Genomic DNA, 19,769 nt, shown 5'->3' on the forward strand with positions numbered 1-19,769 from the left:
TTCAGTCCGGCAGGAGCAACTGTTTGAGCTCGGGATTCTCCTCGAGCGCCTTCCGAGCCTCGAGCATCTCCTCGGGTGTGACGTCGACGCCCTCGTCTTGGGCGCTTTCGGCGATACTCTCGGCGACATCGTCGTCGACCGCGTCGACCTTCTCGGTCGCCTCGAAGGAGAGCGCGTTGTGACACCACATGCAGAAGTCCTTATCACGGGGCGTGTCCCGGTGGCACCGCGGACATTCGATCGGCCCCGTCTGTTCGGGCTCCTCGCTTTCGACCTCGATTCCATGCAGTCGCGCGTACGCGTTCTCGTTGCTCTCTTCGCCGAAGCGAGCCATGTACCGGGAGGTGTGGTCGGATCCACGCTTCCGACCCTGCCGGTCTTCGATTCGAGCGGTGGAGAATCCCTGGGTTACGAGCCATCGAGTGTTCGCCTTCCGGAAGGCCGTCGGCGTGACATCCTTCGAGATGTCGACGCGCTCCGCAGCGTACTTGAAATAGTTCAGGAACGTGGGGTAGCTGGGCCGGTCGCTCGAGGAGAGTTTACTCCAGAGCCACGCTTGGTCGTCATCGCTGGCGGGATGCTCGTCGAGCCAGCGCTGGAGGTAGGGAACCGAGGAGATCAGGTGGACGGATCGTTCGCCTTCCTTGCCGTTGACGTGGATGCCGACCGAGTGATCGCTGTCGAAGACGTCGCCGACCTGGAGGTCGTAGAGCTCGCCACCGCGGAGGCCCGCCTCGAACTGGACGGCGAGCAGTGCCTCATCACGCGGATTTCGGGCGGCGTTGATCAGATCCTGGAGGTCGTTCCACGTGAGGAGATCTCGCTCCGAGGGGACGGGATCGAAGTCGTTGCTGGTTCCCGTCGGGATCCAGGCGAGCGTCTCGGGCGGCTCGTCTCGCTTCTGTCGGTACCGACCGAACGAGCGCAGTGCCGTCCGGTAGTCCTGGTTGGTGTGTTCGTTGTCGTACTCGGAGTTGATCCAGCGGACGATCGTCTCGGCGACAGCACGGTACTCGAGTGCCGCTCCGAGGAGGCCGTGGTCCTCGAGGAGCTCGTCGACGTCGTCCTGATCGTCGACGCCGGCGTCGTCGGCTTCGTCGTTGTCTTCGAAGTCTTCGACGGAGGGCGGTGTGGCGAGGGTGGCCATCCGCGTGCAGTGTCGGAGCAGTTTGAGGTGGCGGTGGTCGCCGATCTCGGAGGGGACGAGCCGGATGTTGTCGCTGAACTTCAGCAGATGCCGGCGGTCGGTATCGTACTGGACGTATCGAGCGTCTTCGCCGTTCGATCGGAGGCGTTGGCGAAGTGTGTCGACCTCCTCACGTGGGTCGCTGTCAGTCATATCACTCTACACGACTGTATGGATTGTAAGGGTTTGGCTAGAATCCGGCCCTTGGCTCTCATACGTTACCCGAAAGTCCGAGACGACTACGTCTTGGCAAGACTTCCTATTTCGAGATGCTGTGTATGGTTCCTGAAATAAAGAGCTGTCTTCCCTCGAGTTCTTGGCTTCTCTGTTCTCTCACCTCGATAGCAGGAGTGGGTACCTTCGCGTCGACGGAAGAAGACCTAATCCAGCCGGTATCGTTTCGAATTTGTCACTCGATACCGGGTTCAAACTACTGTCACAAAAATACGAGCCGAGCGTGATTTGGACACACGGTCGATCGCTTCCTCGCTCAGTTCGTTCGCGAGATTGCGCTTTTCCTGCATTGAAATCTCGCTGATTCCTCGCTGATTCCTCGCTGATTCCGCTATCTGTTGCTCACGAAGTTGTTCACGACGAGAAAGCGGGCCGGGCGCGATTTGAACACGCGACCGTCTGGTTAAAAGCCAGACGCTCTGCCAGACTGAGCTACCGGCCCTGCAACTACACCTATTGGTGAGTGCTGGTTAAACGTTTTCTTTCGTCTCGAGGATGGCGGCGCGAGTTCTCTCTTCGTTGTGTTGTCTCGTTTACTCGAGGTGGTTCTCGAGTGCTTCGGTGACGATTTTGCTAGGGTCGATGTCGTCGATAGCGGCGCGGCGTCGGAGGTCGCGGTAGGTGGGCGGTGAGAGTGTGAGTTCGAGTTGGCCGAGGGTGACGTCGTGTTCGGCGAGGGCTTGTTCGATCGGTGTGCCGTCGTTCGTGGCGCTTGCGGCGCGGCGAACGTCGCGGACGGTGAGGTTGCTGTCGAGGATGGCCCAGGCGAGGAGGAGTCGGGCTTCGCCGCCGACGCGGGCGATGTGTTTGGCGGCGGTGGGAGCGATGTCGCCGCTCGCGACCTGTTTGCGGATGGATCGAGGCAGGTCGTGGACTCGAGCCCACTTGCGGATGAACGAGACGGTGACGTCGGTGCCGGCGCGTTCGGCGGCGGCTTTGTAGGACCCTTCGCCACGGACGAGTGCGGCACAGGCCGCAGCGCCACGGAGCACGAGGAGGTGGTCGTTGCCGTGGCTGTCGGTGGCGAATCTGCGGACGGTGTCGGCGGCGTCCTCGAGACTGTCGGGGTCGGCTGGATCGAACTGGACGGCCTCGTGGGCGTGGCTGCCGGTGACTGATTCGTCGCCACGGATGACTGGTTCGCCGACGGGTGATTCGCGATCGGTCGGGGTGGATCTGGATTGATTCTGGTTCTCTCTGTGGGCCTCGTCGCGGCCGTTGGGAGAGTTCCGAGGCCGTTCGTCGGTCATGAAATACGGTATGGTTTTTGGAAGTAAAAAGGCCGCTACTGTGGCGATTCTCGCTGTCGTTTCACTCGCTGGTTGTGTGTCGCTGTCTCTGTGATCTCGTCGAAGACAGTCCACAGGGCAGTTCGTCGCTTGCTTTGCTTTTGTTGACGCTGGTACGTGTCGCGGTTCGCCGTGGCATTTGTCTCGATCGAATGTGTGTGGTGTCTCGTCAGTCGCCCGGACTCCCGCATGCTGCATGCTGCGTGGCGCGGCCCAGAAAAATTGACACTGTTTGCTACACACCGCGAGGAGAGCCGAAAGCACGCCACCCGTCTCGAGGACGATGAGGGTGGGCGAGAGGAGTTGCTGGTTGGACTCGTCGGCAGCGGACAGTTCTTTTACGGTTCGTGCGCTATCTGCAGACGTGACAGTCCAGTTCCCGGCGGATCGGAACGGCGATCTCTCGATTCGGCCGGCAGAGCGTGCAGACTTGCTCGCGGTCGTCCGGATCGAGAACGCGTCGTTTCCCCAGCCCTGGCCTCACGAGGCGTTCGAGCGGTTTCTGGGGGAAGCGGGGTTTCTGGTCGCCATCAGCGACGGCGCGGTCGTCGGCTACGTCGTCAGTGACCTGGTTTCGAACGCCGGTCGGCCGTTTGGCCACGTCAAAGATGTCGCCGTCCATCCGGATCGGCGCGGGAGCGGAATCGGTTCGGCATTGCTTTCTCGGTCGCTGGCTGTCCTCGCAGCACACGGCGCGAGTAGTGTCAAACTCGAGGTTCGGGCGTCCAACGATCCGGCGAAGCGACTTTACCGCGAGTTCGGGTTCGAGTCGCTGCGACGCGTTCCGGACTACTACGATGGTGAGGACGCGATCGTGATGATCCGCAAACTCGAGTGACGGCGAGGGCGTTTTACCGATGGGGACGTACTCTCGAGTATGGGATACGCCTGCCCCGTCTGTGCGGCCGAACAGGCCGATGCGGTACACCTCGCGAACCACCTCGCGATCACTGCGTCGCTGGGGCGTGAAGACCACCTCGAGTGGCTCGAGGAACGCGCACCCGACTGGAGCGAGCGGACGCCCGAGGAGTTGGGCGAGATTGTCGCTGAGGACGCACCCGAGGTCGAGACGCCGGAGTTCGCTTCGGCACCCGACAACGCTCACACTCCTGCTCGTGGCCGTCCCGACTCGCTCGAGGGTGGATTGGCCCGGCAGGGACGCCAGCCTGGACGTGGTTCGCTGACGGCAGAGGCTGAGGGCGTCCTCGAGGAGGCACGCGAGCTGACTCGGCAGATGCAAGACGACGGTGACGCGTAACTGGTAACTCTCTGCCGCTGGCACGGTCTATTATGCATACAGTCGGTACGTTCGCGCCGTCGTCGGTCGAGGAGGCACGGGAGCAGTTCGAGTCGGTCGGCCCCGCGGCTCAGACTGTCGTTCGCGAAGTCACGAAGGTCATGGAGTTCGATCCCGATGAGTACGACGATCGCGTCACGGGCGAGGTCGTCGAGACTGCCCGGGACGCCCTGTTTGCGAGTCTGCTCGAGGTGCAGGTCGGCACTCGAGAGGAGTACGAGTCGTGGCGTGACGCTTACGATGGTGGGGTCACGAAGGTCGGCCACGAGCGCGTCGATCACGTCGTCTGGCACGCCGGCCCCGAAGGTGAGGCGGTCGCGGCCACGTTCCAGGACGAGGAGGCGGCTGCGGTTGCGACGCTTCGCCGGCAGGCGTTCGGGCGGCTCTACCGGGAGCAGTTGTAGACGGCATCGCCATCTATTCGACGGTCGAGTCCGCAGAGTTCTTCGATGACCGAACCGGATTCCGAGGCGTGGACTCACCGCGAGTCGGCCACCGAGTACAAGACTGGGTGGTACGACGGGGGGTACGATTTGGTCGAACAGCCCGACGGCACGGAGAAACGCTACTACTGGGCGGAGCTGCCGCCTGCGGTCGTCGTGGTCGCTCGCGTCGACGGTGATCGTCTCGCAGACGAGAGCGAGATGGGTAGTGAGGATCGACTCCTGTTCGTCGAACAGTACCGACCACCGATTCGCGAGACGCATCTGGAACTCCCTGCCGGTATCGTCGAGGACGGCGAGTCCTACACGCAGGCTGCCACGCGAGAACTCGAGGAGGAGACTGGTTTTCGCCCTTCGAGTACGGCTTTGCTGCAGGAGTATGCCGTTGCGACGGGCGTGCTCCGGCACGACCGTGGTGTCGTCTACGCGGCGGGACTCGAACTCGGCCAGCGAGAACTCGACAACAACGAGTTTCTCGAGGTGACGACGGTGCCGGTCGGGTCGGCGCTCGAGTGTGCTCGCGAACAGCCGGCCAACGACTCGACGCTGACGGCGCTGTTGCTTGCGAAAGAAGAGGGGTTGCTCTGATCAGTAGAGACACCGCATGTCGTCGGTGTCGCGGCGAGTGATGAACCCCTCGACGGCGACTGCTGCTCCGGTCTCGTCGAAGACGCCTCGTCCTCGTTCGCGGACCGGGACGGCCGCGCCACGAGCGGTTTCGATTCGGTACGCGACGTCGAACGCGCGGTGGTCGGCGAGTGCTTCCTGGACGGCGTCCCAGACTGCGTCGGCGTCTTCGTCGTGGATGATGTCTTCGCCGAGTGTTACTGTTCCCGAGACCAACTGGTCGCTGTCGTAACCGGTGAGTCGTTTCGTTCCCTCGGAGGCGAAGACGACGGGCCATCCTTCTTCGTTCTCGACGCGGTAGGCCATCCCTGCCAGTCCGTCGACGTACGACGTGAGGTGATCGACGATTTCGGCCTGTTGCTCGACCAGCGCGCCGGCCTCGTCCATCTCGCCGTTGATCTGCGCTGATCGCTCGTCGACTTGTTCGACGCTGTCGGCGATCGTCTCGACGGTCTGGGCCTGATCGTCGTTGACTTCGGCGACTTCGGCGATGCCGGTCGCCGCTTCGTCGACGGTTTCGGTGATTCCCTCGAACCGGTCGATGACGTCCTCGAGTTCGTCGCTGGTTTCGCGGAGCAACCTGTCGGTCTGTTCGACCTCTTCGCGAGTCGTGTTGGTCTGTTGCTGGAGTTCCGTGAGCTGCTCGGAGATGTCGTCGGCGTGTTCGCTGGTCTCGGTCGCGAGTGATTTGACTTCGTTCGCGATGACCGCGAACCCGTCGCCGCCGTCCCCGGTACGTGCGGCTTCGATCGAGGCGTTCAGCGCAAGCAGGTTCGTTTCGTCGGCGACGTCGCTGATTATCTCGATGACTGCGTCGACTTCCTCCATCTTCGACTCGAGTTCCTCCGTCGCTTCGTCGAGTCGTCGTGCGGAGTCGACGACTTCGGCCATCGTCTGCCAGACGTTCGCGCTCGTCCGGTGTCCGGTTTCTGCGCTTTCTCGGGCCCGTTCAGCGGCGTTCGACACTTCTTCGGAGCTTGCAGCGACTTCTTCGAGGGACGCGCTCAGGGCTTCGATTTCGCGATAGATGTCGGAGAGCTCCTCGCTCTGGACGGTCGTCAGTTCTACCGTCTCCTCGACGTGGTCTCGCAACTGCGAGACGTGACTGCGGGCCCTCGAAAGTTCTCCCTGTCCGGCGTTCGTCATATCCTAAAGAGCAACTATACTGCAATAAGGGTTGTCGCCAACCGCCGCTCTCTCCCAGTGTCAGGCTACCACACGCTATTTCGGGTGGCGAGCGTGTCTCGCTGCTCGGCGTGATCGAGCGCTCAGTGATCGGGGTCGTGATCGTGGGTGTGGTCGTGGTCGTGGGAGTGGCCGCTCCCATCGCTTGCTTTTCCGATGTCACCGCCCGCGACGAGCGCGTCGTGGTCGCCTTCGATCATGTCCATGTTTTTCAGGTTGTCTCGTTCTTCGAACTCCTCGATAGCCTCCCGCAGGTCGTTCTGGGTCAGCGTCGTCCGGTCCTCTGTCAGCGCCTCGAGGACGGCCTCTCGAAGCACCATTCGGAGGTCGCTGCCGGTTAGTCCTGCCGTCGCTTCGGCGATCAGTTGTGGGTCGAACTCCTCGATGTCCATCTGTCGGGTGATGACGCCGAGGATGTCCGCCCGCATCCCTTCGTCTGGTTTCGGGAAGTTGATGATCTCGTCGAAGCGCCGCCAGGCAGCGTCGTCTAGCTGGTCGGGGTGGTTTGTCGCGCCGATGAGCAAGACGTCGTCTTCGATGAGCGAGATGTTGTCGATGCTCTTCAGTAAGGTGTTGACGGCACGTTTGAGAGCGGCGTGTTCGTCGCTGCGTCGCGTTTTGGCGACGAAGTCGAACTCGTCGATGAAGAGGATACACGGCGAGAGCCGTTTTGCGACTTCGAACGTCTTGTCGACGTTTTTGGCCGTTTCGCCCAGATACTGGCTCGTGATCATCGAGAGTTTGACCTCGACGAACGGCAGATCCATCTCCTGGGCCAGTGCCTGTGCCGTCGAGGTCTTGCCTGTCCCAGGAGGACCGACGAACAGCAACTTGCCGATCTCGCGCAGTCCGATCTGGGAGAGGTAGTCCCGGTGTTCGATCGCCTTGGCGATCTTGTCGAGTTCGTTCTCCTGATCGTCGGTCAACACGAGGTCGTCTAGCGTCGTCTCGACTTCCTCGGGAGCCCGGACATCGACGAGGTCGAGCATCTCCTCGTCTTCCTCGTCGTCGAAGTACTCCTCTAACAGGCCGTCGATCCAGACCCGGTCGGCCTGGATCGGTCGGTTTCGCTCGCGTGCCGCCTCGTGGCCGACGTCGACGTCGTACTCGTCGTGTTCCTCGAAGTATTTCGCGAGCGTCGGGTTCTCGAGCAGTCGTTTTTCGTCGACTCGCTCGAAGAACCACTCTTCGGCCATGTCCTGCTGTGTGAGCGAGAGTGTGCCAGAGAACTCGTCGCGTTCGGTAAACAGCAGGTCGGAGACGGCGCTCCAGGGTTGATCGATGTCCGTCGCCTCGCGGGCGGCGGTGGTCGTCACCGAGAGCGGTCGGCTGATCCCGGCGTGGCGGTCGGTCGTTTCGCTCCCGTCTTCGTCGCTTGCGTTACCGCCGGCTCCGGTCCAGAATACCCGGCGAAACGACGGTGGGAGGTCGTTCTCGTCTAACGTCCGGTCGTCGGAATATACGCTCGTCGTGAGCAGGAACTCGACGACATCGAGCGCCCCAGTACTCATTCGTTCGACGTACCATCCACACGGTCTTAACAGCGTCGTCATCCAGAGCGCGTGTAGGCGAGTTCCCCACGGCCGAGCGCCCGTTCAACATAACGGTTTTCGTCCGTCGGCACGCACGCATTCGTATGAACGTGCTGATGGGCCTCGGAGGTAGTGATCAATCGATCAAAACGCTCCGACGGACGATCAGTCGAACGGAGGAGGTCGGGGACGACCTCACGATAGCAATTCTCGAGAAACCGGAATCGAAGCGGTCCCAGGAGGAGATGCGGGACCGAACCGTGGCGGTTCTCGCGGAATCCGATGTCGACGCCGAAATCGTCACGCTCGAGGGTGACCCCGGCAGCGCACTGGTCGACTACGCCGAACAGGGAGAGTTCGACCAACTCGTAATCGGTGGCGGCACCCTGAGTCCGATGGGGAAGATCCAGCTCGGCCCGATCACCGAGTTCGTCCTGCTGAACGCTCCGACGACGGTCAAACTGGTGCGATAACGATGTCAGGAACGCGCGTCTACCCGGACGAACCGGTCGGCTCGTTCCCCTCGCCACCGACGACTTTCGAGGATACGGAGGGGCGCTCGATCGAGATTCGGGTGCCGGACGCGTTCGACGACGTCATCGACGACGTCGTCGACATGTACGAGGCGTTCGATCCGACCGACCGTGCCCAGGGTATTCCGCCGACCGGCGAGAAACGCATCCGGGGCTGGCTCGAGACGATCGCCGACGAGAGTATCAACGTCGTTGCACGCCATGGCGAGGACGTGGTCGGTCACGCGATGCTCGTCCCCGACGCCGAAGAGCCGCCGTCGGTCGAGGACGGCACCGTCACCGACGCCGACGTCGAGTGGGAACTGGCGATTTTCGTCCTCCAGGAGTTCCAGCGAGCCGGGAACGGGACGGCACTGCTCGAGACCCTGCTGGGCCACGCCAGCGATGTCGGCATCACTCACGTCTGGCTCACCGTCGAGCGCTGGAACAGTTCGGCTATCGCACTCTACGAGCGTGTCGGGTTCGAGGCGATCGGTTCGGAGAGTTTCGAGCAGGAGATGACGATTCTGCTACACTGAAAGCACTGGCTGGCTGGCATAAGAGAGGACGTATTCGGCTGCTTTCTCGAGGACTTCCGCGGAGGGTTCGGTGACGGGCTCTCTCGGAAGGACGATGAAGTCGGCGTCGACCTCGTCGGCGGTGTTGAGGACGACGTTGCCTGGATGGCGGGCTTTGCGGGTCTGGGAGAAGCCGTCGTCGACGGAGGTCGTAAGTGTCACGCCTTGGTCGTCGGCAATGCTGCCCACGTCGTCGAAAAATCCTTGCGTTTTCTGTGCGACGTCGTCTTCGTCGACGGTTCCTGCGTCCAGTCCACGAACGACGCCGCGCCCGAGCACGAACAGGGCGTGGACGTCTGCGTCGTGCCGATCTGCGATGGAGACAGCGTACTCGACGGCGGTAGCGGACTCGTCACTTCCGTCGACCGGTGCCAGGACTGTGTCGACGGAAAACTGCGCGATATCGTCCATACGCGCCAGTGTGTCCCCACGACGCAAAAAAGCTCCCCCACCGAGTCTGATCGAAACCGATCGAGTCCCATCGACGTTCGATCGACGCCGACGAGCGGGGACGTTTAAGCCATCGGAGGGTAAATCCACGTCTATGTTCGATACGGTCGTGGTCGCCACTGATGGCTCCGAGAGCGTCAAGCGGGCCGTCGACGTCGCGGTCGATCTCGCCGCGCGGTTCGACGCCGACGTTCACGCGCTGTCGGTCGTCGACGCCAGCGAGGTCGATGCCTCTCCCGAACAGCTCCAAGACGAACTCCGAACGGCACTCGAGACGACGGCAGACGCCGCGCTCGCGACCGTCGAGGACCGCACCGACAGGGCGGTGACGACGGCCGTCCGTGAGGGCCGACCTGCCGCCGAGATCGGTGAGTACGTCCGCGAGGTCGACGCCGATGTCGTCGCCACCGGCACTCGTGGTCGCCACGGCGAGAACCGACTGCTGTTGGGAAGCGTCGCCGAACGCGTCGTCCGCACGTCGCCCGTGCCCGTCCTCACGGTCCGACAGATCGAACGGGGAGACGGCGACGAGGAGGCAAGCGCCTGAGACGGATTACTGTACCGATTTACCGGCGCAACCGCCGCCCGGGTCGCAGTTGTGCCGGAACTGACTTACAGTAAACCGTATGAGACGGATTGCTGTCCCGATGTGTTGGTGTGGTGTCACCGCTTCGGACCGCGGTCGCACCGCAAGTGACACACAGGACCCGTCTGTTCCGGCCTCTCCGGACCGGCGCTTACTTCCCCCGTCGCCCCCGAGCAGGTGATATGTACGACCAACTCATCGAAAGCGGTGATCTCCCGATCGCCCGCAAGTCCGTGCTGCCGGGAACCGGCTTCTTCCTTCCCGACAGCCTCGAGGCAGATCTCGAGGACGAGCAGACTGCGGCTGCACTCGAGGGGGCAGAGGTCGCCGTCGTCGCGGACCCGGACGCGGACGGCCTCGCCTGCGTCGCCCTGCTTCGGGAGGCCTACGACGATGTCCGTGACGTACCGGAACCGGAGTCCGACGACGAAGACGAAGACGAAGACCCGTCGCTCGAGGAGATCGAGCCGACGCCACACGAGGTCGCCTTACTCCCCGCGAGCCCACACGACATCGAGGACGCACTCGAGCGCGTCGCCGACCACGCTGCCGAGGGGATCGACCTCTACGTCTGTGACCTCGCACCGGACAAATACGAGTACGTCGAGGACGAACTCGAGGCAGCTACAGAGACTGCGGAGTCGATCGCGTGGTACGACCACCACCAGTGGGACGACGATGTTGCCGCGGCCGTCCGAGCGGCCGGCGTCGATCTCGTCGTCGGCGACTCCGATGAGGAGTGTAGCGCCGATGTCGTCTCCCGGTCGCTCGAGTACGACTTTTCCCCGATGTACGAGGAACTGGCCGCGGTCACTCGAGACCACGACCTCTGGCTGCGCGAGGATCAACGAAGCGACGACCTCGCGGATTATGCCTACTGGACCGACCCTGCCGAGTACGTCGAAGTCGTCCGCGAGTACGGTGTCGACCTCCCTGACTGGGTCCAGGAGTTCATCGAGGAGCGCCGCGTCGAGAAGGAGGCGCTAATCGAGCAGGCGACCATGCGGGCGGAGTTCCGGGAGATCGGCGACTACACGGTCGGCGTCACCTACGGTCGCTGTTCGCAAAACGAGGTCGCCGAGGCGATGCGCGAACGGGGTGCCGACGCGTCGGTGATCGTCAAGCCTGCCGGCTCGGCCTCCATCCGCGGCACCGACGAGTTCGACCGCTGCCACGAGGTCGCGGGGAAGGTAAACGGCGGCGGCCACCCGAAAGCCGCAGGCTGCAAGCCCGACATCTACGACGACATGCTCGACTACGCTACCCACTGGACCTCCCGCGGTGCGGTGGCCAAACAGGTCATCCTCGATGCGTTCCGGGACGTAGTCGAGGCCGAAACCGAGTCGGAATCCCCGGACGATTCCGAAGCGTAGAGTCTTTACTCGCGATCTCCAGCTAATTCGATTGCTGGAAGCTCGTCCGCCGGCTCGAACCCGAACACCTCGCCGTAAAACGCAAGTTCGAGTTCGGACGCCCGCTTTCTCGACCCTGCGTTGCGGAACCCGTGCTGTTCGTCCTCGAAGACGACAAGGTCGTGGGGAACGTCGTTCTCCTCGAGCGCGTCGGCCATCGATTCGGCCTGCGAGAGCGGGACGACGGGGTCGTCCTCGCCCTGGAGCAATAGGACGGGCGCGTCGACCTCGTCGGCGTGGTGGCGAGTTGACCGTTCGCGGTAGGTCTCTTCGAGTTCGGGGTAGGGACCGACCAGCTGGTCGAGGTACTGCGACTCGAACTTGTGGGTGAGTTCGGCGAGTCGCTCGAGGTCGGCCACGCCGTAGTAGCTCGTCCCGGCGGTGAAGGCGTCGTGGAACGCAAGCGCCGAGAGAACCACGAACCCGCCGGCGCTCCCGCCACTTACCGCCAGTCGGTCCGGATCGACCCGTTGCTCGTCGGCGAGGTGGTCGGCGGCGTCGATGCAGTCGGTGACGTCGACGTGACCCCAGTTGCCATACAGTTCCTGGCGGTACGCTCGGCCGTAGCCCGTCGACCCCCGGTAGTTGACGTCCGCGACGGCGAACCCGCGGCTGGTGACGTACTGGATGCCGAGGTCGAACGCCGGTTGAGTCGAACTCGTCGGACCGCCGTGGACGGTCACGAGCAGCGGTGGCGCTTCGTCCGCTGGCGGTTCGGCGTCAGGATTCGTCGGCGGGTAGACGAACGCGTGGGACTCGGCACCGTCGCGGGTCTCGTAGGTGACGTGTTCGGGTCGGGAGAGATAGGCGTCGTCGACGTCGGCCTCGGGTCCCTGGCGCAGCACCTCGTGGCCCGTTCCGTCGCCCGGCGACCACCGCACGATACTGGTCGGTGTCGTCGGCCCGCTGGCAGGAACGACGATCGATTCACCGTCGGTCTCGAGTCGCGGCGCGGACGTGGCGTAGGGGAACGCGACGGCCTCGCGGCCACCGTCCTCGTCTACGAGTTCGAGCGACCGTTCGCCCTCGCGGGTGACGATCGCGGCGACGCGACCGTCCGTGAGGAAGCCGTACGTCGAGAGGCCGAGCAACCACTGCGGGACGCCGTACTCGGCGGTCTCTTCTCGGTAGGGGAGCCACTCGCCGTCCTCGCGGCGATAGAGGTTCCACCAGCCGGTCCGGCCCGAGACGGCGTGGAGCGTCCCGTCGGCACGCCACTCGGGTTGGAACACCGATTCGTCGGGACTGCCCATGACGACGCGTTCGTTCTCGAGTTTGCCGTCGGCGACGATGTCGGCGACGTGGAGTTCGGTCCCGTCCCATGGCAGTCCCGGGTGGTCCCAGGTGAGCCAGGCGAGTCGGTCGCCGTCGGGAGAGCGTCTCGGCGCGGCGTAGAAGTCGTGGCTCGAGGCCACGACCTGTGGCTTCTCGCTCCCGTCGGCGAGGAGTCGAACCAGCGTCGTCACGGGTTCGTCGTCGTCACCCGTCTCGCTGGCCGCGTCGTGGTTCTCCCGGACACAGTACAGGTACCTGTCGCTGCCCTCGAAGTCCGCGTACCGGAGGCCGCGCTCGGTCTCGGGTTCCGGGGTGATCGGTTCGGGTTCGTCGTCGATCGGCTGCCGGTAGACGCGCTGGTCGTCGTCGCCGGCGAAGAAGACGACGCCGTCTTGCACCGTGAAGTCGCCACCACCGTACTCGTGGACGAGCGTCCGGACGTTCGCGTCGTCGGGCGTTACGTCCTCGCGTTCGTCGCCGTCGTGACGAACGACGATGCCGCGACTGTCCTCGTCGGGACGCTGCTCTCGCCAGTAGACGGTTCCGTCGTCGACGGTCAGGTGGCCGAAGTCGATGCTCCCTTCCGCGACCATCTCTGCTGAGATGGGGGATTGCCACGCCCCGTACGGGGTAGCCTCGGTGTTTGGGTGCACGGAACATGGGTTCTCGCGGGGTTAGTATCAAGACTCGGGTCGCGGTGAGCGTTCGATACTCGATCTCGATGGGGTCAGCGGTTCGGACCGAACCGAGGGGCTGGATCAGTCCGCTTGCGAGAGGAAGTACTGTCGCACGAGCTGGAGCACGTGGACGAAGACGCCGGCGACGGCGATGTAGACGCCGATCGTCTGAAGTGCAGTCGAGACGTTCCGGCGATCGCGGACCTGCCAGATCTCGTAGCCGAGCCGGAGCACGAATCCGAGAAAGAGCAGGACGAAGCCGACCAACAGAAGGATCTGCACGACGAACGAGCCGATCGCGATGGCGACGACGCCGCCGATGAACGCAAACGTCGAGAACGTTCCCCAGTGTTCGAACGTCGCCGAGCGAGCGTAGACGTACCCGGTGACGACGGCAGTCATGAGCGCCGTGACGATCGCCGTGAGCCCGAGAATCGCGAGCTGTGACTCGGGCGGTGCAAACCGGAGGACGCCCGCACCGAAAATTCCGAAGGCCAGTTGCAAGACTACCATCCCGCCGAACGCGGTCCCGACGTCGCCGCTTTTGACGCCACGTTCGGCGATCCGCTGGCCGACGTAGAGTGCAACACCGTAGACGAGCACGCCGAGGATCGGGGCAGCCCCGAACAGAACGTCGTTGACGCCGGCGAGCGGCGTCGCCAGGAAGACGTACATCAACAGGACGTTGATCGCCATCAGGGCGCTTGCACCGCCCATCACTTTCCCTTCACGACCAGTCAGCGTGAATCGCCCCGTCTCGTGGGACGTCTCTAACGAACGCATTGGACAGGAGTATCTCTCCCGTTCTGAAAAGGATGCCGGCAGATCGGCCGTGGCAGGCGTCCGTCTGGAGCACGAACCGCTTTCTCGGCCCGTATTCGCTGTGGATCACATCGTGACCGTCCGACTCGAGTATCTCGCCGATCCGTTCGGCGACGGTCTCTGTCTGCCCTTCACTCGCGCTGTGGGCGACGGGAGCCTGTGGTATCATACGGTTTACTGTAAGTCATTTCCGCCACAACCGCGACCAGGGCGGCGGTTGCGCCGGTAAATCGGTACAGTAATCCGTATCAGGCGTCACCTCTCGCGGAAGCCGCTTCGGACGACGGGCGAGTCGTTCGCGGTCGAGCCCTATCGAAGCGACAGGAGTCGGGTCCGTCGGCGAGCCAGGTCGATGCCGGCGAAGGCGACGACGGCGAACTGGACGCCCGTGCCGACGGCCGCCCCGATTTCCGCCGCCGGGACGAGGATCGGAGCCGTGTCGTCGGCAACGAGCCACCAGTCGAGGAGACCGACGCTGACGACCGAGACGACGGCGACGACGCCACCGGTCAGCCCTGCGAGTCTCACGTCGTCGACGTTCGCGTGCAAACGAGTGCAACGAGAGAGGCGAAACCGACCAGCAGATCGTAGACGGCGACGAACGTCACGAATCGATCCGCGACCGTGATCTGTGTGGCCGTCTCGCCGGTCGACGCTATCGAACCGAGTTCAAAGAGCACGTTGGTCGATCGACGTCGAACGCTCGCGAGCACCGCTGCAACGGCACCGACGACCGGGAACAGACGGGTACCTCGCACCGATCCAACAACCACTAGACAGTCATTTCCTATTTGATTTCTGGGGTGATCGCTACACCTCGAGTCGCTCCCCGAGTTCGGGCGCAGTCGCCGCGAACCCCTCGGCCCGCAGTTCCTCGGCGAACGCCTCGCAGCGGTCGCCGTGGTTGACGAGCACCTCGCTGTCGGCGTAGGACTCGAGAAACTCGAGCACTCCCTCCCGGTCGGCGTGTGCAGAGAAGTCGTACTGTTCGACCTGGGCGCTTACTCGCATCGATCGGCCGTCGATGACCGCGCTGCCGGTCTCGAGGAGTTCGCGGCCCGGCGTCCCTTCGACCTGGTAGCCCGTCATGGCGATTTTGTTTGCTGGGTGGGAGCGGATCGCCGGTACGTAGGTCATCGCGGGGCCGCCATGGAGCATCCCACTGGTCGTGACGATCACCGTGTTCTGTTCGGCGATGCGTTCGCGCTGGCCGTCGCGGCCGCCGACGAACCGGGCGTTGCCCTTCGCTCGCCGCAGCAAGTCGGGATCGCGGAGAAAGTCACGGTTGCCCGCCTGCAGGAAGATCTCGGTGACGCGTTTGCCCATGCCGTCGACGTAACACTCGAGGTCGTGTTCCTCGCAGAGACAGAGCACCTCCTGGGTGCGTCCGATCGCGAACGCTGGGACGACGACCGTGCCACCGCCCCAGATCGTTTCTTCGACGCTCTCGACGAACTCGGACTCGATCTCCTCGCGTGGTGGCCTGTCGACGTCGGAGTAGGTACTCTCACAGATCACGATGTCGGCGTCGGGCCGAGCGGTCGTTCCAGAGAGCAGTCGCTGCTGTTCGGTATGGAAGTCGCCAGTGTAGAGCACTCTGGTCCCCCCATCGGAGACGAGAACGTGTGCACTGCCGGGAACGTGGCCCGCGTCGAAGAACGTGATCTCGTATCCCGCTGCCTCGAACGGTTCGCGGTAGTCGTGTGTTTCAGAGACCTGGGCGAGGCGGGCGACCTCAGTCTCGGTGAACGGGCAGTCGTAGGTGCCGCCGTGGAGGCGAAGCGTATCGCGGGCGAGCACCCGCGTGAGTTCGTCCGTCGGCGGCGTCCAGTGGATCGACGGGCGAGCATCGCCCGAGAGCAGAGACGGGACCGAGCCGACGTGGTCGAGATGGCCGTGGCTGACGACGACAGCGTCGGGATCGACGTCGTCGATCGGGAACGTTGGTGGGTTCCCCGAGTCCATCCCGAAGTCGAGCAACAGGCTGTCGTCGACGAGAATCGCGCTCCGACCGATCTCGCGTGCACCGCCGAGAAACTCGACGTCCATGGTCCCCGGTTGTGACTCGAGGGGTTTGCGTCCGTCGGTCTTGTCGAGCGGTCTTCGGCGTCTCGCTCGAGGTCGTGCTCGTCGGTCTCGCGAGATCTCCAGTTGTCAGCGTCTGCACTGGCCGAACCGATGCTCGGGACGATCGGGTGGTCTACGAAAAAGCAGGCCGAGTGCCCCAGGATCGTACGAAAAGCGACGACGTTCGTGATCCCGAGGCGGTTTACGCCCCTCCATTGCTGAGCAGCGCTAGCAAGCTAAGCAGTGCTAGCACGAACAGCGCCAGGACCGCGAGTGAGATCGCGACCGAAAACACAGTCACGACCATCGGGTACGCGATCCCGGCGAGCGTCGCGATCACGCTGAGGATCACGAGGCCGAAGACGAGGACGCCGATTCCCACGAGTATGAACGTGCTGAGTCGGCCCATACTTGATCTTCGAATAATGACTATAAAAATCACCCGATAGGTAAGAATTTTGTCTCTTACAGGGCGCCACGAGCGGAGCCGCGCCGGGACGGTTCATACGGACCCGCCGACTGGACCGCTGGGATCAGGAACCGTCCGAACGCGGCTCTGCCACCGGTGAAGACTCCGTTTGCTGGGCCAGTCCGATGAGATAGACATCGAGTAGACAGACGATCAGGACGGCAAGCGGAAGCGCGACGTCGGCGAAGGCCACTTGCTCGAACTGTATCGCAGTGACGACGAACGGGTCGCCCAGTTCGAGCGCGTCCGACACCGTCCGAGCACTCAAGAACGCGAGCGCGAGCACGTACAAGAGAAACCAGATCACGCCGCGTTTCCAGTGGCCCAGATAGCAGTGTCCGAGCCCGGCGACGAACACCGACAGCAGATACGCAGGCCAGACCGGTCGCGTAAACGAAATCATCGCTCTGTAAACGGGACCCGCGTCGCTCGCTCGAGTCGCTCCAGCGACGGCCGAGACCGCTCACCTGCGGGAGTAAGCTCGGGATTCGTGACGGCCTCGAGGCGTTCGAGTGCGTTTCGGGCGCGCTCGAGATGTTGCTCGACTGACTCCGAGACGATCGCGGCCGAACTGGAAGCGCTCGTCCCGTCTCCCAGCTTGTAAGCAGTGCGACCGCGTCTGTCGGACGGCTGATCGTCGCCGCTGAGGATCTGTACCGTCAGTTCACACGCGTCGTCGATCGGTCGCCGCGACGAACTCGGTGATCGAGCAGAGAGTGCACCACCGAGCGAGCGACCGTAGGTTTCCATCGCCGCTCGCGTGTCGGTCGTCGCACCGAGTGCCGTCGCCCCCAGTTTGGCGGCGATGCCGGCGAGCGTCGCCGCCGAATCGGCACTCCGATCGTCGCTTTCTGCATCCTCACAGAAGTCGTGAGACAGCGTCGTCGACCCCGTCGTCAGAATTCGGTACAGTTCGAGCGCTCGCCGATCCGGGATCGGTGCCTCGTCAACTGCAGCGTACGCCGCAGCGTGGAGGTAGTCGCCCGCTAGCAGGGCTGCGTCTCGTTTTTCTGCTGTCGCGTCGTACCGTTCCGTGTTCACCAACTCGCGTCTGATGTCGACGTATCCCTCGAGAGGGACGACGACACGCACGACGGACGCTACGATGTCGTCCGTCGATTCGTCTGTCACTCGATTGGCCTCGGCTGCGACTGCTCCCGCGGCGGTACAGAGTGCTGCCGGAACGGACCGGGAACGCGGCGGGAGCGCCTCCGAGGCGACCCGTCGAGCGGGCGGTTCCAGCCCTGTAAGGGCCGTGTCGTAGCAATCGGCGTCGGAAACGAACGTGTATTCTGTCATCGTCGGGATCACTCGTGGTCGTCGTCGGCCGTCTCGTCGCCACCTCCGGGTTTATCGAGCGACGGCCACGCACGCTCCCACTCCTCGGCAGGGAGCGACTCGGTCGGAAACGAAACGTCTTCCGCGAGCAGATCTGCGAAAATCCGTGCGACGATCGCCGACCGGACCTGCTCGAGGTAGACGTCGTGCTCGAGTGTCAACTGCCGAATTCGAGCGCCATCGAGCGTGGCGATCAACAGCGCCGCCGTCTCTTCGGCGTCGTGGTCGACGAACTCGCCGGCCTCGACACCGTCCCGGAGGATTTCCTCGACGATCTCCCGGAGTCGATCGTCGGTCCGTCGCAACTGTTCGCGGTACTGGGCGTTATAGGGTGCCTGAGTCCGAATCTCGAGCATCGCCGTGTGGAACGACTGACGTTTGTCGTCGTCGTCAGTCGAGCCATAGAGAAACCAGTCGACGAACGTCGCCAGACGCTCGACCGGTGGCAACTCCTCTGTCATCTCGACTCGCTCGCCGAGCCAGTCGACGAGATAATCGACGAAGTCGGCGACGAGATCTTCTTTCGAGTCGTAGTGATAGAACAGCAGTGACTTGCTCTTGTTCGTCCGATCGGCGATGTCCTGTGCCGTTAAATCGGTGTAGCCGTGCTCACACAGCGCCTCGTAGGTCGCTCTCATGATCTCGTCGCGGACGTCCGGATCGGTCACTAGCTGACTAGTTGGTCAGCCGATCATAAAATGCGTTTCGCTCTCCACTACGCCCGATACCGGTCGATCCGGAACGTACCGTAGTCCCCGAAGGCAATCTCGAGCGAGCCGATCCACCAGTTCCACCGATCCGCGGGCGTCCCGTCGGGTGCGTCTGCAAGTTCCGCGACGACGACGTCGTTTGTCAGCGGTCCACCGGTGTCCTCGCGGTACTGCCCGGAATCCGCGAGGTCGACGGCCTGGCGCACGACGACACGTCGCTCCCCGCTCGTGCCGTCGAACTCCTCGCGCAGGCGCGTCTCGAGACGATCGGGATCGATGAACACGGCTACCCGTAGGACGGCAGCGTACTTGACTGTTCGAGTCGGGCCAACGATGGAATCGTCCCAACGGCCGGGAGCGACCTCGCTGAATTCGGCGAGATGGCGACCCAACGGAAGAGCAAGCTTCCGCTCAACGGGGAAGGGCAGGCTACTACCCGATACTGACCGCGAGCGACCGCAAGGAGCGAGCGGGCCGACGACCGATGTGACGGCCCGCCGCGGGCCGGAACGGAGGGAGGAGGCTTTTGATCGACCTTTTACCGAGGGACGTCGCGCTGACGGCAGCATAGCTGCCACACAGCGTAGCTGCCACACAGCGCGACAGACCGGAGAGCAAAAGGTCGGTGTGAAACGATGTTCTTTTGAGCGACGACCGTCTTCCGTCGAGCATGGCAAGTTTCACTGTCGTCGTCGGTGATCCCGACTCCGGGATGACCTACCAGCTCGAGGCCGAAGAACAGGACGCAAACCGGTTTATCGGGAAGTCGCTCGGTGAAGAAGTCGAGGGCAACGCCGTCGGACTCGACGGCTACACTCTCGAGATCACCGGTGGCTCCGACGAAGCCGGCCGTCCGCTCAGCGAAAGCGTCCCCGGAGCAAACCCGAACGAAGTGCTCATGAACGAGCGCCAGACGGGCTATCATCCGGACCGTGACGGCGAACGCCGCCGCATCACGGTTCGTGGCCGCGAAATCTCCGACGCAGTCGCACAGGTCAACGCCTCGATCGTCGACCGCGGAAGCACCGACGTCGACGAACTGCTCGGCGAAGACGACGAGTAACCCGCTGGACGATTTCT

At 63.5% G+C, this 19,769-nt stretch carries 25 protein-coding genes and 1 tRNA gene; 9 read left to right on the top strand and 17 right to left on the bottom strand.

All coding sequences use genetic code 11. The annotated features are described in order from the left end of the window. Nucleotide 1 precedes the first annotated feature (1 nt). The 3 genes from NATGR_RS09260 to NATGR_RS09270 form a co-directional block, all read right to left on the bottom strand. On the bottom strand, nucleotides 2-1,339 hold the full coding sequence (locus NATGR_RS09260) for a tyrosine-type recombinase/integrase (protein WP_005577816.1): 1,338 nt from the start codon (nucleotides 1,337-1,339) through the stop codon (nucleotides 2-4). Nucleotides 1,340-1,788: 449 nt separating this feature from the next. Beyond that, nucleotides 1,789-1,862 (bottom strand) — tRNA-Lys (locus tag NATGR_RS09265). Nucleotides 1,863-1,953: 91 nt separating this feature from the next. Further along, a complete protein-coding gene (locus tag NATGR_RS09270; protein ID WP_005577814.1) occupies nucleotides 1,954-2,670 on the bottom strand; it encodes a DUF7119 family protein in 717 nt (238 codons plus the stop codon). A gap of 403 nt (nucleotides 2,671-3,073) precedes the next feature. Here NATGR_RS09270 and rimI point away from each other — a divergent pair, with 403 nt between their 5' ends. The 4 genes from rimI to NATGR_RS09290 are packed head-to-tail and all read left to right on the top strand — an operon-like array spanning nucleotide 3,074 to nucleotide 5,037. Continuing rightward, nucleotides 3,074-3,547: a ribosomal protein S18-alanine N-acetyltransferase gene (rimI, locus tag NATGR_RS09275; RefSeq protein WP_005577812.1), complete on the top strand. Its 474-nt coding sequence runs from the start codon at nucleotides 3,074-3,076 to the stop codon at nucleotides 3,545-3,547. Between the two features lie 39 nt (nucleotides 3,548-3,586). Then, nucleotides 3,587-3,967 carry a DUF5810 domain-containing protein gene (locus NATGR_RS09280; RefSeq protein WP_005577811.1) on the top strand — a complete coding sequence of 127 codons (381 nt, stop codon included), beginning with the start codon at nucleotides 3,587-3,589 and terminating at the stop codon, nucleotides 3,965-3,967. Between the two features lie 32 nt (nucleotides 3,968-3,999). Next, nucleotides 4,000-4,410 (top strand): DUF5809 family protein, encoded by a 411-nt coding sequence (locus tag NATGR_RS09285; protein ID WP_005577810.1) that lies wholly within the window; start codon nucleotides 4,000-4,002, stop codon nucleotides 4,408-4,410. Nucleotides 4,411-4,455: 45 nt separating this feature from the next. Then, nucleotides 4,456-5,037 carry an NUDIX hydrolase gene (locus NATGR_RS09290; RefSeq protein WP_005577809.1) on the top strand — a complete coding sequence of 194 codons (582 nt, stop codon included), beginning with the start codon at nucleotides 4,456-4,458 and terminating at the stop codon, nucleotides 5,035-5,037. On the opposite strand, the gene NATGR_RS09295 is transcribed toward NATGR_RS09290, so the two are convergent. Together NATGR_RS09295 and NATGR_RS09300 are read right to left on the bottom strand one after the other, a co-directional pair. Beyond that, nucleotides 5,038-6,222: a methyl-accepting chemotaxis protein gene (locus NATGR_RS09295; protein ID WP_005577808.1), complete on the bottom strand. Its 1,185-nt coding sequence runs from the start codon at nucleotides 6,220-6,222 to the stop codon at nucleotides 5,038-5,040. Between the two features lie 122 nt (nucleotides 6,223-6,344). Then, nucleotides 6,345-7,772, bottom strand: coding sequence for an ATP-binding protein (locus NATGR_RS09300; RefSeq protein ID WP_005577807.1), 1,428 nt, complete (start codon nucleotides 7,770-7,772; stop codon nucleotides 6,345-6,347). Nucleotides 7,773-7,897: 125 nt separating this feature from the next. Between NATGR_RS09300 and NATGR_RS09305 the strand changes: the two genes are divergently transcribed. Beyond that, the gene (locus tag NATGR_RS09305; protein ID WP_005577806.1) at nucleotides 7,898-8,266 is read left to right on the top strand and encodes a universal stress protein; all 369 of its coding nucleotides are present in this window, start codon (nucleotides 7,898-7,900) and stop codon (nucleotides 8,264-8,266) included. Between the two features lie 2 nt (nucleotides 8,267-8,268). Next, a complete protein-coding gene (locus NATGR_RS09310) occupies nucleotides 8,269-8,844 on the top strand; it encodes a GNAT family N-acetyltransferase (protein WP_005577805.1) in 576 nt (191 codons plus the stop codon). On the opposite strand, the gene NATGR_RS09315 is transcribed toward NATGR_RS09310, so the two are convergent. Beyond that, nucleotides 8,836-9,294: a universal stress protein gene (locus NATGR_RS09315; protein WP_005577804.1), complete on the bottom strand. Its 459-nt coding sequence runs from the start codon at nucleotides 9,292-9,294 to the stop codon at nucleotides 8,836-8,838. The two genes, NATGR_RS09310 and NATGR_RS09315, sit on opposite strands and share 9 nt — an antisense overlap. Before the next feature lie 133 nt (nucleotides 9,295-9,427). Here NATGR_RS09315 and NATGR_RS09320 point away from each other — a divergent pair, with 133 nt between their 5' ends. Together NATGR_RS09320 and NATGR_RS09325 are read left to right on the top strand one after the other, a co-directional pair. Further along, nucleotides 9,428-9,880 (top strand): universal stress protein, encoded by a 453-nt coding sequence (locus NATGR_RS09320; RefSeq protein ID WP_005577802.1) that lies wholly within the window; start codon nucleotides 9,428-9,430, stop codon nucleotides 9,878-9,880. 221 nt (nucleotides 9,881-10,101) lie between these two features. Continuing rightward, entirely contained in the window at nucleotides 10,102-11,292 is a 1,191-nt protein-coding gene (locus NATGR_RS09325; RefSeq protein WP_005577801.1) for a DHH family phosphoesterase, read from the top strand. Nucleotides 11,293-11,297: 5 nt separating this feature from the next. On the opposite strand, the gene NATGR_RS09330 is transcribed toward NATGR_RS09325, so the two are convergent. The 11 genes from NATGR_RS09330 to NATGR_RS09380 all read right to left on the bottom strand — a co-directional run bounded on the left by NATGR_RS09330 (nucleotide 11,298) and on the right by NATGR_RS09380 (nucleotide 18,973). After that, nucleotides 11,298-13,199 (bottom strand): alpha/beta hydrolase family protein, encoded by a 1,902-nt coding sequence (locus NATGR_RS09330; protein WP_005577799.1) that lies wholly within the window; start codon nucleotides 13,197-13,199, stop codon nucleotides 11,298-11,300. Between the two features lie 165 nt (nucleotides 13,200-13,364). Beyond that, nucleotides 13,365-14,066, bottom strand: coding sequence for a hypothetical protein (locus NATGR_RS09335; RefSeq protein ID WP_015233502.1), 702 nt, complete (start codon nucleotides 14,064-14,066; stop codon nucleotides 13,365-13,367). Then, nucleotides 14,011-14,274 (bottom strand): flavodoxin family protein, encoded by a 264-nt coding sequence (locus NATGR_RS09340; RefSeq protein ID WP_005577796.1) that lies wholly within the window; start codon nucleotides 14,272-14,274, stop codon nucleotides 14,011-14,013. Before NATGR_RS09340 ends, NATGR_RS09335 begins: the two co-directional genes overlap by 56 nt. Before the next feature lie 140 nt (nucleotides 14,275-14,414). Continuing rightward, the gene (locus tag NATGR_RS09345) at nucleotides 14,415-14,633 is read right to left on the bottom strand and encodes a hypothetical protein (RefSeq protein WP_241430208.1); all 219 of its coding nucleotides are present in this window, start codon (nucleotides 14,631-14,633) and stop codon (nucleotides 14,415-14,417) included. Continuing rightward, nucleotides 14,630-14,863, bottom strand: coding sequence for a hypothetical protein (locus tag NATGR_RS09350; RefSeq protein ID WP_005577787.1), 234 nt, complete (start codon nucleotides 14,861-14,863; stop codon nucleotides 14,630-14,632). The genes NATGR_RS09345 and NATGR_RS09350 overlap by 4 nt, the downstream gene beginning before the upstream one ends. A 52-nt stretch (nucleotides 14,864-14,915) precedes the next feature. Next, nucleotides 14,916-16,154 (bottom strand): MBL fold metallo-hydrolase, encoded by a 1,239-nt coding sequence (locus tag NATGR_RS09355; protein WP_005577784.1) that lies wholly within the window; start codon nucleotides 16,152-16,154, stop codon nucleotides 14,916-14,918. 220 nt (nucleotides 16,155-16,374) lie between these two features. Further along, on the bottom strand, nucleotides 16,375-16,581 hold the full coding sequence (locus NATGR_RS09360) for a hypothetical protein (protein WP_005577782.1): 207 nt from the start codon (nucleotides 16,579-16,581) through the stop codon (nucleotides 16,375-16,377). 124 nt (nucleotides 16,582-16,705) lie between these two features. Continuing rightward, nucleotides 16,706-17,044, bottom strand: coding sequence for a TM2 domain-containing protein (locus NATGR_RS09365; protein ID WP_005577780.1), 339 nt, complete (start codon nucleotides 17,042-17,044; stop codon nucleotides 16,706-16,708). Then, nucleotides 17,041-17,940, bottom strand: coding sequence for a polyprenyl synthetase family protein (locus tag NATGR_RS09370; RefSeq protein ID WP_015233503.1), 900 nt, complete (start codon nucleotides 17,938-17,940; stop codon nucleotides 17,041-17,043). Before NATGR_RS09370 ends, NATGR_RS09365 begins: the two co-directional genes overlap by 4 nt. A gap of 8 nt (nucleotides 17,941-17,948) precedes the next feature. After that, complete coding sequence (locus tag NATGR_RS09375) at nucleotides 17,949-18,647, bottom strand: TetR/AcrR family transcriptional regulator (RefSeq protein ID WP_005577776.1); 699 nt, start codon at nucleotides 18,645-18,647, stop codon at nucleotides 17,949-17,951. Between the two features lie 47 nt (nucleotides 18,648-18,694). Next, nucleotides 18,695-18,973: a hypothetical protein gene (locus NATGR_RS09380; RefSeq protein WP_015233504.1), complete on the bottom strand. Its 279-nt coding sequence runs from the start codon at nucleotides 18,971-18,973 to the stop codon at nucleotides 18,695-18,697. 386 nt (nucleotides 18,974-19,359) lie between these two features. On the opposite strand from NATGR_RS09380, the gene NATGR_RS09385 reads away from it, so the two are divergent. Further along, nucleotides 19,360-19,752, top strand: coding sequence for a 30S ribosomal protein S6e (locus NATGR_RS09385; RefSeq protein ID WP_005577773.1), 393 nt, complete (start codon nucleotides 19,360-19,362; stop codon nucleotides 19,750-19,752). Nucleotides 19,753-19,769 lie beyond the last annotated feature (17 nt).

Source organism: Natronobacterium gregoryi SP2 (assembly GCF_000230715.2).
Lineage (GTDB): Archaea > Halobacteriota > Halobacteria > Halobacteriales > Natrialbaceae > Natronobacterium > Natronobacterium gregoryi.